The organism is Pseudomonas sp. VE 267-6A (genome assembly GCF_024126555.1).
GTDB lineage: Bacteria > Pseudomonadota > Gammaproteobacteria > Pseudomonadales > Pseudomonadaceae > Aquipseudomonas > Aquipseudomonas palmensis.
The window spans coordinates 48,677-62,065 of record NZ_JAMYBY010000012.1 but is presented as its reverse complement, the minus strand read 5'-3'; the positions used below and the strand labels follow the sequence as shown (position 1 = coordinate 62,065).

Annotated in this window: 11 protein-coding genes; 7 read left to right on the top strand and 4 right to left on the bottom strand. The window is 65.1% G+C overall.

All coding sequences use genetic code 11. From position 1 onward, the window contains the following. The first annotated feature begins 136 nt into the window (after positions 1-136). The 6 genes from NJH59_RS15565 to NJH59_RS15540 all read left to right on the top strand — a co-directional run bounded on the left by NJH59_RS15565 (position 137) and on the right by NJH59_RS15540 (position 6,935). On the top strand, positions 137-1,045 hold the full coding sequence (locus NJH59_RS15565) for a YncE family protein (protein ID WP_229589267.1): 909 nt from the start codon (positions 137-139) through the stop codon (positions 1,043-1,045). 128 nt (positions 1,046-1,173) lie between these two features. Beyond that, positions 1,174-1,632, top strand: coding sequence for a (2Fe-2S)-binding protein (locus NJH59_RS15560; RefSeq protein ID WP_043862972.1), 459 nt, complete (start codon positions 1,174-1,176; stop codon positions 1,630-1,632). Then, positions 1,632-3,890, top strand: a complete 2,259-nt coding sequence (locus NJH59_RS15555; RefSeq protein WP_253086981.1) for a xanthine dehydrogenase family protein molybdopterin-binding subunit — start codon at positions 1,632-1,634, stop codon at positions 3,888-3,890. Before NJH59_RS15560 ends, NJH59_RS15555 begins: the two co-directional genes overlap by 1 nt. A 24-nt stretch (positions 3,891-3,914) precedes the next feature. Next, the gene (locus NJH59_RS15550; RefSeq protein WP_253086980.1) at positions 3,915-5,264 is read left to right on the top strand and encodes a cytochrome c; all 1,350 of its coding nucleotides are present in this window, start codon (positions 3,915-3,917) and stop codon (positions 5,262-5,264) included. A gap of 53 nt (positions 5,265-5,317) precedes the next feature. After that, positions 5,318-6,364, top strand: coding sequence for an XdhC family protein (locus tag NJH59_RS15545; protein ID WP_253086979.1), 1,047 nt, complete (start codon positions 5,318-5,320; stop codon positions 6,362-6,364). Then, positions 6,348-6,935 carry an NTP transferase domain-containing protein gene (locus NJH59_RS15540; protein WP_238596427.1) on the top strand — a complete coding sequence of 196 codons (588 nt, stop codon included), beginning with the start codon at positions 6,348-6,350 and terminating at the stop codon, positions 6,933-6,935. The genes NJH59_RS15545 and NJH59_RS15540 overlap by 17 nt, the downstream gene beginning before the upstream one ends. Positions 6,936-6,980: 45 nt before the next feature. Here NJH59_RS15540 and NJH59_RS15535 read toward each other — a convergent pair whose 3' ends face one another. Both NJH59_RS15535 and NJH59_RS15530 read right to left on the bottom strand, forming a co-directional pair. Further along, positions 6,981-8,126, bottom strand: coding sequence for a serine hydrolase domain-containing protein (locus tag NJH59_RS15535; RefSeq protein WP_078480182.1), 1,146 nt, complete (start codon positions 8,124-8,126; stop codon positions 6,981-6,983). A gap of 187 nt (positions 8,127-8,313) precedes the next feature. Further along, positions 8,314-9,381 carry a fatty acid desaturase gene (locus NJH59_RS15530; RefSeq protein ID WP_043862977.1) on the bottom strand — a complete coding sequence of 356 codons (1,068 nt, stop codon included), beginning with the start codon at positions 9,379-9,381 and terminating at the stop codon, positions 8,314-8,316. A 297-nt stretch (positions 9,382-9,678) separates the two neighbouring features. Here NJH59_RS15530 and NJH59_RS15525 point away from each other — a divergent pair, with 297 nt between their 5' ends. Next, a complete protein-coding gene (locus NJH59_RS15525; RefSeq protein ID WP_043862978.1) occupies positions 9,679-10,242 on the top strand; it encodes a recombinase family protein in 564 nt (187 codons plus the stop codon). Positions 10,243-10,298: 56 nt separating this feature from the next. Here the strand turns inward: NJH59_RS15525 and NJH59_RS15520 are convergent, their stop codons facing one another. Continuing rightward, on the bottom strand, positions 10,299-11,792 hold the full coding sequence (locus NJH59_RS15520; protein WP_253086978.1) for a DUF1254 domain-containing protein: 1,494 nt from the start codon (positions 11,790-11,792) through the stop codon (positions 10,299-10,301). A 33-nt stretch (positions 11,793-11,825) separates the two neighbouring features. Further along, complete coding sequence (locus tag NJH59_RS15515) at positions 11,826-13,280, bottom strand: DUF1254 domain-containing protein (protein ID WP_253086977.1); 1,455 nt, start codon at positions 13,278-13,280, stop codon at positions 11,826-11,828. Positions 13,281-13,389: the final 109 nt, after the last annotated feature.

The window sequence follows — 13,389 nt, the reverse complement described above, 5'->3', positions numbered from 1 at the left end:
CCGTGTCTTGATGCCATAGCCAGCAATCCGTACGTGCGCCCGCGCGTCACGGAGGCTGGCCAGCCGACAAGTGCTTTTGCCCAGCGCAATCAGGCTTTATCCTGCATCGTTTCGCACGCTGGCCCTGGGAGTTCCAATGTACATCGATGTACCGCGCCGCCTGGTGTTCTTCGACAAGGACGACACCGTTCGCCCGCCCTGCCTCGTGCAGTACCATCCCGACACCGGCACCCTGAGCCGGCCGGCTTTCGCCCAGCCCGACGACAGCGTGTGGGACATCGCGCGCGACCAACGCCGCATCGCGCTGAGCGGGGTCAAGTGGCTGGTGGTGCGCGGGGCCAGCCGCTCGCGGCTGAACCTTGTGCACGACGGCGCGCCGCTGCATGCAACCCAGAACCTGCTGTCGTACTGGGCACGCTTCGACCCCAGCGCCCGCTACGCGCTGGTCAGCGTGGCCAATGGCAAGAAACGCCCGGTGATCATCGACCTGGACAGCGGTGAACACAGCGACCCTGTGGAGCGTGACGTGGACGCCAGGTTCGGCAGCATCGACCCGTTGCAGGGCAGGCTCTGGGCCCCCGACGAGCGTGCCCGCAATGGCGTATTGACGGTCGATTGCGCCAGCGGCGAAGTCGGCAGGGTCAGCGTGCCGCTGGAGGCAAAGGTGCGCAGCCTGCGCTTTTCCCGCGACGGGCAGTACCTGTTCGTGACCGGGGAAAACAACCGGCTGCTGTGCTGCGACCGCGAGGGCGCAACGGTATGGACCAAGGACGTCAGTGCGTATGGCCATGTCGGCTCGGGCCGCATCCTGTTCAACGAATCCGGCAGCCACCTGTGCCTGCCGACCTCGCCCACCGACAGCTCCACGCTCGCCGGCAATCTCATCATCGCAACCGCCACCGGCCATACCGAGACCACCATCATGCCCAAGGCGCGACTGGCCGCTGACTGGTTTGGCGACCACGTGCTGAGCCATCGTGGCGAGGTGGTGGACTTCTTCACCGGCGCCATCGTGGCCAAGCTGGACCTGGCCAGCCCCTGCTGATCGTCACCTGACCCGCCCCTTCAACGGCCCCCGCCGCCCCGTGTGCTAGCGTCTATGGGTGGCCTGCGCCTTGCGCACGGCCACGCCCATAAGAAATCAAGACCTGACCGACTGATGACGGGTGAGCCATGCAACTGCGAATCAACCAGACGACCTACGAGGTCGATGCTGACGCGGACACGCCCCTGCTGTGGGTAATCCGCGATGACCTGGGCCTGACCGGTACCAAGTACGGCTGCGGCCTGGCCCAGTGCGGCGCCTGCTCGGTGCTGGTGGACGGCGCCGTGGTGCGTGCCTGCGTGACCCCGGTGGCCGGCGTGGTGGGGCGCGAAATCACCACCATCGAAGCCGTGGAGGCCGACGCCGTGGGCAAGCGCGTGGTCAGCGCCTGGGTCAAGCACCAGGTGGCCCAGTGCGGTTACTGCCAGTCGGGCCAGGTGATGGCGGCCACCGCCCTGCTCAAGCACACCCCGCACCCGAGCGATGCCCAGATTGCTGCCGCAATGGTCAACCTGTGCCGTTGCGGCACCTACAACGCCATCCATGCCGCCGTGCACGACGTGGCCGCCGCGCAGGAGAACGCCTGATGAACGACAGCCTGCGCGTTACCGGCGTGGCCCAGCCCTTCCCTGTGGGCGAGCCGGTCAATATCTCGCGCCGCAGCTTTCTGCTGGCAAGCGCCGGCACGGCAGTGGGCGCACTGGTGCTGGGCTTCGGCCTGCCCCTGGGCCTGAGCCGTGTGCAGGCCGCCACGGGCAACGCAGCGGCGCCCGGCACCCAGGTGCCGGCCTTCCTGGAGATCCGCCCGGACGGCCGCATCCGCCTGCTCAGCCCGTTCATGGAGGGCGGCCAGGGCATCTTCACGGCCATGGCGCAGATCGTGGGCGAAGAGCTCGATGCCGACCCCGCCACCTTTTTGATCGACAGCGCACCGCCCGGCGAGCAGTACGTGGTGATGGACAACGGCATGCGTATCACCGGCGGCAGCATGTCGGTGCGCACCAGCTACCCGACCATGCGCCGCCTCGGCGCCCTGGCCCGCGCCATGCTGCTGCAGGCCGCTGCCGAGCGCCTGGGCGTGCCGGTGGGCGACCTGAGCACCGAGCCCGGCCGGGTGATACACTCCGCGTCGGGGCGCACGCTGGGCTATGGCGAACTGGCAGCCCAGGCCATGGACCTGCCCGTGCCAGACCCTGCCGGCGTGACGCTGCGCGACCCCAGCCAGTTCCGCTGGATCGGCAAGCCGGTGCAACGGGTGGACGCCTATGACAAGTCCACCGGCAAGGCCGTGTACAGCATCGACGTGAAGGTCGACGGCATGCTGCATGCCGCGGTGCAGCATGCACCGCGCCTGGGCATGCGCGTGGGCGAGCTGCGCAACGAGGCGCAGGTGAAAGCCATGAAGGGCGTGCATTCGGTGCATCGGCTGCCCGGTGCGGTGGCCGTGGTGGCCGAGCGCTGGTGGCACGCCAAGCGCGCGGTGGAGGCCGTGCAGGTGCAGTGGCTGGAGGCATCGGCCGACTCGAAGGTGCGCCAGATGCCTGCGGACTTTTCCAGCGACGCCTTTCGCGACCAGTTGGCCGCGGCCACCGGCCCGGCCCGCGACGAGGAGAATGAAGGCGACTTCGGCAAAGCCTATGCCGACGCCGCCACCCAGGTGGAGGCCACCTACCACAACCAGTTCCTCAACCATGCGCAGCTGGAGCCGCCTTCGGCCCTGGCGCGCTTCAACCCCGACGGCACGCTGGAGGTGTGGCTGCCCAACCAGGCGCCCGACATGTTCCGCGCCGACATGGCCAAGCGCACCGGCCTGGACCCGTCACAGATCACCCTGCACTCGCCGCTGCTGGGCGGCTTTTTCGGCCGCCACTTCCTGTACGACAGCGCCAACCCCTACCCGCAGGCGATCCTGCTGGCCAAGGCGGTCGGGCGCCCGGTCAAGCTGATCTGGAGCCGCGAAGAGGAGTTTCTGCGTGACGCGCTGCGCCCCATGGCCGTGGTCAAGTTCCGCGCAGCACTCGACGCCCAGGGCCTGCCGGTGGCCATCGAGGCAGTCAGCGCCACCGAAGGCCCCACCGAAGCCATCGCCGGCAAGCAGGGCGAGAAAATCGACCCCACGGCGCTCGAAGGGCTGTCGGGCAAGGCCTACGCCATCCCCAGCAAACGTATCGCCCAGGTCTATGTGAAAGGCCCGGCGATGCTCGGTTACTGGCGTTCGGTGGGCAACTCGCTGAATGACTTCTTCTATGAGGCGTTCCTCGATGAACTGGCCGACAAGGGCAAGCAGGACCCGTTCGAACTGCGCCTGCACCTGCTGCGCGACAACCAGCGCCTGACCAACCTGCTGCAGGCGGTGGGCGATCTGTCCGGTGGCTGGAAGCGCGGCCCGTTCACTGCCGAGGACGGCTCGCGGCGCGCTCGGGGTGTGGCCATGGCCTCGCCGTTCGGCTCGGAGGCGGCGGTGATCGCCGAGGTGTCCATCGAGCAGGGCCAGGTGAAGGTGCACGATATCTGGGAGGCCATCGACCCCGGCAGCATCGTCAACCCGGCGATCATCGAGGCGCAGGTCAATGGCGCGGTGTCGCTGGGGCTGTCGCAGGCACTGGTGGAGGAAGCGGTGTACGTGAACGGCCAGCCGCGCGCACGCAACTATGACCTGTACCCGATCCTGTCGGCGCAGCGCATGGCGCGGGTGCATGTACGCATCGTCGAGAGCGGCGCGAAGATGGGCGGTATCGGCGAACCGCCATTGCCGGCGGTGGCCCCGGCGGTGGCCAATGCGGTGGCGCACCTGACCGGCCAGCGCATCCGCAGCATGCCGCTGTCGCGCTACACCTTCAGCTAGGCCTCGATCAGGGACATCGCGCACATGACCAAGAGTCGACTCGCAACAACGCTGGGCTGTTTCGCGCTGCTGTGCCTCGTCATCGCAGCCGTGCTGGCCTGGTACGTGACCCGCACGCCGGCGTCGCCCTTCGCTGCCCAGGCCAGTGCCGCACCGCCAGACCCGGCCCTGGTGCAACGCGGCGAGTACGTGGCGCGGCTGGGCGACTGCGTGGCCTGCCACAGCCTGCCAGAGGCGGCGCCGTTTACCGGCGGGCTGAAGATGGCCACCCCGCTGGGCGCGATCTACGCCACCAACATCACCGCCGACCGCGCCACCGGCATCGGCGCCTACAGCCTGGCCGACTTCGACCGCGCCGTGCGCCATGGGGTGACCCCGGACGGTCGCCGGCTGTACCCGGCCATGCCCTACCCCTCGTACGCCAAGCTCAGTGACGACGATATCCGCGCGCTGTATGCCTTCTTCATGCACGGGGTGAGCCCGGCGGCGCAGGCCAACAAGCCCAGCGAAATCCCCTGGCCACTGAACCTGCGCTGGCCGATTGCGCTGTGGAACGGCCTGTTCACCGACCCCGCGCCCTACCCGGCCAAGCCGGACCAGGACGCGCAGTGGAACCGCGGCGCCTACATCGTGCAGGGGCCGGGCCACTGCGGCAGTTGCCATACGCCGCGCGGCCTGGCCTTCAACGAGAAGGGCCTGAACGAGGCCAGCAAGACGTACCTGGCCGGCGGGCTGCTGGATGGCTGGTATGCGCCGAGCCTGCGCAACGACCCCAACACCGGGCTTGGGCGCTGGAACGAGGCGGATATCGTCAGCTTCCTCAAGCACGGGCGCAACCGGCACGCGGTGGTGTACGGCTCGATGACCGAGGCGTTCAACAATTCCACGCAGTTCATGAGCGACGAAGACCTGGGCGCGATCGCGCACTACCTCAAGTCGCTGCCCGGCGACCCCAGCCGCGACGGGCCGGCATGGCAGTACCAGGCCAGCGAGCTGTCGGCCGCATCCTCGGCCCCCGGCGCGCATACCTACGTGAGCCGCTGCGCGACCTGCCATGGCCTGGACGGGCGCGGCCAGGCCGAGTGGATGCCACCCCTGGCCGGCGCCACCTCGGCGCTGGCCAGGGAGGACGCATCGGCCATCAACATCACCCTGAACGGCTCGCAGCGCATCGTCGCCGCGGGCGTGCCGGACGCCTACCGCATGCCGGCATTTCGCGAACAGCTGTCGGACCGGGAAATTGCCGAGGTGCTCAGTTTTGTGCGCAGCACCTGGGGCAATCACGGTGGCGCGGTAGAGGCCAAGGCGGTGGGCAAGCTGCGCGAGCACACCGGGCCGGCCAGCAGCAACCCGATCATCTTGCAGATGCGTTGAGCATCACAACCAGGAAGCCCCCATGCCATTGCAACGCCTGTCGAGGACGCCCCATGGAAAGCATTGACCTGCTGGTGCTGCGAACTGCCCGGGAGTGGCTTGCCGGCGGCGAGCGCTGCCTGCTGGCCACCGTGGTGCGCACCTGGGGCTCGTCGCCGCGACCGGTGGGCTCGATGATGGTGCTCAGGCAGGACGGGCGCGCGGTGGGCAGTGTGTCGGGCGGGTGCATCGAGGACGACCTGATTGACCGGTACAGCAGCCTCCATGGCGGGCCGGGGATACCCGGCGGCGCGCCACAGGTGGTGCGCTACGGCGTGAGTGCGGACGAGGCGCACCGGTTCGGCCTGCCATGTGGCGGCACCCTGGAACTGGTGCTGGAGTTCGCACCCTGCGCGCAGGCGCTGGGCCGATTGCTGGCGCTGCTTGATGAGGGAGTACTGATGCGCCGCGAGCTTGACCTGGCCTCGGGCGAGGTGACGGTGCAGGCCGACCAGCCCCATGCACCGTTCAGCTTCGATGGGCAGCGCATGAGCAACCCGCTGGGGCCGGCTTACCGGATGCTGCTGATCGGCGCCGGTGTGCTGGCCGAGTACGTGGCGGTGATGGCGCTGTTCAACGGGTTCAAGGTGTCGGTGTGTGATCCGCGGCCCGAGCACATGGACGTGTGGACGGTCGCCGGAGTAGAGAAGCTGATGGGCATGCCGGACGACGTGGTGCGCGCGTTTACGGTGGATGTTCGCACCTGCGTGATTGCCCTGAGCCATGACCCCAGGCTGGATGACCTGGCGCTGATCGAAGCGCTGCGCGGGCCGGCGATGTACATCGGGGCGATTGGCTCGCGGCGCAACAGCGAGAGCCGCCGCCAGCGCTTGATCGGGCATTTTGGCCAGACGCCGGAATCGCTGCGGCGCCTTCATGGGCCCATCGGGCTCTATATCGCCAGCAAGACCCCAGGGGAGATTGCGGTGAGCGTGATGGCCGAGGTGCTGGCGGTGAAGAACGGCGTGCCCCTGCCCGGCGCTGTCGGCGCGGGGCCGACCCAGCCCCAGGTGGAGCACCCGCCACTGACTCAGGCATCGTGTTGTGCGCACCCAGGGTGACTGCATCGCCCTGGTGCTGGCTGCAGGCCGTGCCAGGCGCTTTGGCAGCGACAAACGCCTGGCACGGCTGGCGTCGGGGCAAACGCTGCTGGCAGCCACGCTGGCACGGGCATTGGAGGCGTTCGACGACGTCCGGGTGGTACTCAGGCCCGGGGACGATCCCGCGAACCTGGCAATTGACGGGCGGGTACGGGTCCTGTGGGCCGAGCAGGCCGACCAGGGCATGGGCAGCAGCCTGGCAGCCGGGGTGCGTGCGCTGGAACAGTCACCGGCCCCGGCCGTGGCGGTGTTGCTGGGCGATATGCCCTGGGTGCAGGGGCAGACGCTCAAGCAGTTGAAGGCCCTGTGCAACGCCCGGCAGATCGTGCTGCCGCTGCATCACGGGGTGCGTGGGCATCCGGTGATCTTCGGTCGACAGTTCTGGCCGGCCCTGGCATGCCTGCAGGGCGATCAGGGCGGCAAGGACATCGTGCGCGGCGCGCACGACGCCTGCGTCCAGGTGCCGGTGGAAGATGCGGGCGTCCTCAGGGATGTGGATCAGCTGCGGGACATCCCGGCTGGCTCGAGGTGAGCGACGCCACCCGCACGCAACTGCCGCTGCACGCTGGCGCCTTGCTCAAAGCGCCGCATAGACAAGGGCTGACAGCCGGCCGGGGCGCGGATCGATCATGCTGTGGCCGCCCGAGGTCGTGGTGACGAAACCAAAACTCACGCGCCGCTCGGGGTCGGCAAAGCTGATCGGGCCGCCAAGCCCGATGTGGCCGAAGGTGTCCGGGCCCATGGCGTGGGTAGCCGCCGGGTCGACCTGCTGCTCCAGCATGCAGCCCAGCCCGTAGCGCATCGGCCGCATCCATACCCGATCCATGCCATGACTGTGCTCTCGGGTGAATTCGTCGAGCAGTTCAGGGCCGATGAAGTGGCCCGCCAGCAGCGCACTGTAGAAACCGGCCAGGCCGTGAGCAGTGGCATGGCCACACACCCCGGGTTGCCGATAGGCCCACCAGCGCGGGTCACTGGTGCGCCGGGGCACCATGCCGGGGTTGGTGAAGGCGAATGTGGCGATATGCGAGGGCTCGCTCTTCACCACCGTGCGCAGCGCTTGCGAGTAGGGGTCGCCAACGCGCCCGGAGGCACTGTCGAAGCGAGCGATACGGTGAAACTGCGTCTCGTCCACGCCAAGGTGCACGTCCAGGCCGTGGGGGTCCAGCATCTGTTCATGGATGAAGGCGCAGGGGTCGCGCCCGTCCACCCGACGAATCAGCTCGCCCAGAATCCAGCCAAAGGTGGTGGTGCCGTAGCCCAGGTCGGTGCCCGGTTCCCACCACAGCGGCTCGTCTTCCAGCACCCGCACCATGTGCTCCCAGTCATACATCATCGGGTTATGGTCGGGGCCTCGCAGCGCCGGCAGGCCGGCGGTGTGGTTCATCACCTGACGCACACTGACCCTGGCCTTGCCGTTGCGGGCGAACTCGGGCCAGTAGCGGGCCACCGGCGCATCCAGTTCCAGCCGGCCCGCCTCGACCAGCATCAGGATGGCCACTGCCACATAGGGTTTTACAACACAGAAGGTGTTGGCCAGCGTGTCGTGCGTCCAGGGCCTGCCGCCCTCCTGGTCCGCCACACCGGCCCACAGGTCGACGACCCGCTCCCCGTCCACCTGCACACAGAGCCCGGCACCCCGCTCCTGCGGATCATCGAACATCGCTTCGAAGGCCTGCCGGACCGCCTCGAAGGGCTGGGCACATATCCCTTGCGCTTTCATGCCTCGTCTTCCTCGTCGTTGAAGTGTTGCCCTGTAACCGAGCGACGTTGCTGCGTAGCAGACCTGCCAGGCGACAATGATTGTCTCGGCGCCTGACAGACCCGAACGCATTACTGTTGGCTCGTGAACCTGACTACCGACTGCGCCCCCTGGGGCGCCCCCTCAAACACACAGGTTGATGGAACGTTCATCCACGCGAGCGCGTGTGCGTGTGTGCCAGGGAATAACGGTTCGCGCGTTTATAGGTGCCGAAGTCATTGAACCGAACACCGGCCTCGGCCATGACTTGATGCGCATAAGGCGCGGTCATCTGGCGCAGGTAGAACGGGTCCCTGACAACGAAGTGGTGAATACTGTGGGTGCTGCCGAAGTTGAAGCAGAACAATTGAAACGGCCATAGCCACCAGGCGTTCATGACCTGAGTTTGCTGCAGCGCATTGCGCGGTGCCACATCACCGTAATAGTGCATGTTCGAACTGATGAAAAACAGGCAGAACTGCCGGATCAGGTTGGGCGCGACCAGAATCACGACCACACTGTTGACCACGTCCATCACCGCCAGTGTGGTCGCGGAACTGTGCACCTCGTGCCCGCTGACCGCGCCAAGCCAGGCATACAGGTGGTAGCCGAGAAACACATACCAGCAACCCCAGTACAACAGCCCGAAGGGTGTATTGAGCCGGACGATCTTGACCAGCAAGCGGACTTTCTCCCGCCAGCCTGGGGCAAATACCGCATTGAGAAAACCGAAGATGAACCCGTCCACCAGTTTCAACAACCGCAGTACACCCCAGGGGCTGCCACTGGTGGTGATCCAGGCTTCCACATCCGTCTCGGTGCCTGACTCTTTATGGTGATGAAAGTGCAAACTTCGCCTTAACCAGGGGCTGGGCATTCCCGGCCGAGCCAACCAGCATAAAAACATCATGGCATTGTGCGCCAGCGGCTGTTTTCTGAAATAAAGACGATGAATCAGATCGTGTTCTATTTCATGAATGAACGAGGTCAGCAGCGCGTTGATCAGAATGCAGCCCCAGGCAGGAATGGACCCCTGCAGGTAGAGCCCCCCACTCACCACCATGCCGATCAGCGACACCGCCATGACACCTGCGCCCAGCGCATTCTGATGTTGCAGGATCGGATAGCGCTGGCGCAGGTAATTACCATGTTCGGTAATACGCCGGGTAACATGATCAATCTTTTGCTGATCGGTAGTGGGGCGTTCAAGTTCCATTGCTGCCTCCAAGACTTTCATACCTCATCCTCTGTTTGTGTCGGACAATCCCCCGCCAGGACAAACCGGCCGCGTCAATTGTTCGGGCTATACAACGGGTAGGTGAATGCATGCGCGCATTATATAAACGCAAATCGACTGTTTGCGTGAAGCTTGTTAAGATCCTTTCAAGCTTCAAAATGATAAGGCAAGTAAAAGTCTTTGCAACTGTGTATTTTGGGTGGGTTCAGCGTGACAGTTACGTGTAAGGATTTTTAATTTAGTTACAGGTTGTACAGTTATAAAACGACGCCGTACAAGTATTGCCAAGGAGGCACCATGAGATTGCATCGCATCAGATATTGCCGGCTCGCCTCACCGAAACCAGACGCCAGCGTACCCAGCCCAGCCAGCCCCGATGCCTTCGACGCGGTGTTTTACGATGCCCCTGCAGACACGGCCACCCACCGCGCAGGCTTTGAAAAGCTGCTGCGTTACCTGCAGTGCGGGGATACCGTGATCGTGGACAGCATGGCCTCGCTCTCGGCCAATACCGAGCAGTTGTGCAACTTCATTCGCCGCTTGATCGAAAAACAGGTCACGCTCAAGTTTGTGGATGAAAACCTGACATTCCGAGATGACGGCCGTGAAGTTGCGGGCCCCATCGTCGCGGCCATGGAGTTGCTTGCAGAGTTCGAGCGCGCGGCACTGCGCGAAAAACAGGCCGCCGGTATTGCAACTGCAAGAAATCGGGGTTCCTACCGAGGTCGAAAGAAGAAACTGTCCGACAATCAGGTTGTAAGTTTAATTGAGCGCGCCCGCGCGGGAGAAAGTAAATCCCGGCTGGCGCGTGATTTCGATATCAGTCGCCAGACGTTATATCGGTATTTGAAATCGACCTAGGGCTCTTCAGAAGAAGAGCCCTGGGTACTAGTTGTTCCAGGCCGGCTGGACTACCCTCACTGCTTGACCAGGTCGCTCGGCTTCCAGCTCTGGTCGAAGAACGCCTGTTTGGGCCCATACAACCGCACGATCACCAGAAAGCCCTTGTCTGGCAGGGTCTTGATCCAGTTCTTGCCCTCGCCCGGCGAGGTGGGGCCGAAGTAGATGTCGGTGGAGCCGTCGCTGTTGGGCGTCGGCTTGTCCATCTGGTTGAGCGACGGGAACGGCTGGCCGTTGTCCAGGCCCGATGCCGTGAGGTTGTCGTAGGCGGTAACCGACCAGAACAAGGCCGCCGGCACGTTCGCCGGCAGGTTGAGCTTGTAGGTGTGGGCACCGTCGAGGAACTTGCCCTCGGCATCGCGGGTGGTGGCCGGGTATTTGGCACCGGCGCCGACCAGGTTCATCACCATGCCCGGGCTGTCCGAATAGGCCGAGGTGAAGAACGCCACGCGCTGCTCCAGGTTGGTGAAGGTGCCACTGGCCTGGAACTCGGTGTTCTCCCCGGCAAAGGTGTTCACGAACTGGCGGTCCTTGTAGTACAGGCCGCCAGGCTCTTTGGGCAGCAGGTGGCTGGTGACCACCTTGCTCATCTTGAACGCGGTGCGCGCCGCTTCATCGAGCAACTTGCGCCGTTCGGCATCCGGGGCGAAGGGCTTGCCCTTCTCGATGCCCAGGGTGTGCAGGAACCCGCGCATGTCCATGTCGGCCGGGTCCACCGCTTCGGCGTCGATGAAGCGCGACAGCATGTCGAAGTAGCGACCGTCCTCGGGGAACAGCATGTTGATCGGTGCGCCGGTGGCATCGGGAAACTGCATCGCCAGTGCCGAGTCCTTCTTGCCCAGCGGATAGATCCTGGTGCGCTCGACCTCGGCCACCGGCACGCTGAGGTCGTTGGGGTCCTTGAAGAAAGTGCGCCAGAACAGGAACACGTTGTTGGTGCGCGAGCGATAGACGTAACCCTCGGTCGGCTCCGGGCCCTTGTAGCCCGGCGGCAACAGCACGTAGGTGCCACCCTTGCCCTTGTCAGGGCCGGCCAGACCCACGTCGCCGCGCCAGGTCTTGCCGTCGATGGTCGGGCCGACGATGGGGCGCTGGAAGAAGTCGTCGAACATGCCCTGCACCCCAGGCGGGGCTTCGACCACCAGCGGACCGTACTTGGCCAGGTCCAGGTAGCTCATGGCGTAGACCAGGTCGGAGTTGGGCGTGGTCACCAGTGTCTTGGCGTTGATGCGTTTCTTCCAGGTGGGCAGGATGTTGTAGCCGGCGCCGAAGTGCTTCTCGGAGGCCTCCTTCATCGACCAGATGTTGATCGCCGGCAACGCCCACAGGTACGACTGCACGGCGCGCTGAAACACCAGCTCGTCGATGAGGCTGCGTGCGGTTACTTCGGTCGGGAAGCCCTTTTCGAAGGGCTGGTTGGCCAGTTCTTCGTACCGGGTGGCGGCATTGGCCACGCTGCTCAGGGAAATGGCTACGGCCAGGGCCGTCACGGTGCTGCTCAAACGGTTCATGAGGTGTCCTCGTGGCGCGATGGGGTAATCCGTTCAGTTGACCTTGACCACTGCCGGCGGCGTCCACTGGCCGTTCATCGCCGCCGCCTGTGGCCAATAGGCCCGCACGTAGAGCGAGAAGTCGGCCCCCTTGGGCGCGGGCAGCCAGTTGCTTTCCTTGTCCGCGCCGGGCGAATCGCTTTGTACGTAGAGCGTCAGCGAGCCATCGGGGTTGGTCTTGAGCGACGTGTTCTTGGTACCCAGGGAGTAGCGCCCCAAGGGGTTTTCGGCGAAGAAGTGCTGCTGGTTGTACAGCGTCAACGACCAGAACCCCTTGACCGGCGGCAGCGCGCCCTTGGGGAAGGTCACGCTGTAGCGCTGGCCACCGTTGAGCCGGGTGCCGGAGGCATCCAGGTCCTGGTAGAAGTACTTGGTCTCGATCTGCTTGTTGACGAAGATGTTCGAACGGGCCACCGCGGTGCGCAGGAAATAATCGGTGCCGAACGCCGCGCCGTTGCTGATGGTGCTCCAGTGGTGGGGCAACTGCTGGCCGTAGTTGCGAAATTGCAGCAACGGCTTGACCACCTCGCTGTCAGCCTTCTGCGCCTCGTCGATCATGGCTTTCTTCAGCTCGGGATCGCGCTGGGCTATCTGCGCCAGCACCGTCAGTTGCGCATAGCGCGCCTCTTCGCCGGGCAGCGGCCTGGCATCCTTGAGAATCGCCGGCAGCTCGTCGAAGAAGGTTTCCGGGAACACCCAGCGGGTTTCCTCTTCACCCGCCGCCTCGGCCGGGAATTTCGGCGACTGGCTCCAGTCACGCTGCTTGGGCTTGCCGTCGTACTTGGACAAGGGGTACATGTCGATGCCCGACAGATAGTGCTGGATGGCCTTGCGATCGTCGTCGGTATCGTCCTGGAACACCCGTGGAATCACGAACCCGGTGTTGGTGCTGGCGCGGAACACCTGGGTGATGCCCTGCGGCACCTTGCCGTTCCAGTCCGGGCCCACCAGCAGGTAGAAGCCGGGCTTGGTGCCGTACATCTTGCCCAGCTCGGCGAAGCTGTCGGAGCGCAGGTCCACCATCTGGTACACCCAGAAACGGTCACCGAAGTCCGGTACCTGGATCACCACGGGTTCGATGTCCAGGGCGATGCTGCCTGCGCCATACACCACATCCTGGTTGGGGCAGGCCACGAGCCGTTCCCCGGGCGAGATGTAGTCGGTGAGCATCGACAGGTGGTTGATCGGCGCCACAGGCACGATGCCGCCCATCAACCCCGCCTCGGGCAGGTCCTTGAACTTCTGCCGGCGGTTGAAGATGTTGGCCATGGGCCAACCCCAGAAGTACGCCTCCCTGGCCATCATCCGCACGTAGGTTTCCGTGACCTTCACATCCGCTTCGGGCCCGGAAACCTGCACTACCGGCTGGGTCTGTGCCTGGGCCGCTGCGCTACCGAACAGTACCGCGGTAGCGAGCAATCCACTGAAAAACAGGGGTGTCTTGTTCATCGGGTGCTTCCTTGCCTGTATGCCTGGGGGTGGGGTGACAAAAGGTGATGGTTAGAAACCTAGCAGAGGACGCGGCATCGGCCAGAACGCCGCTATTTATTGCGACACA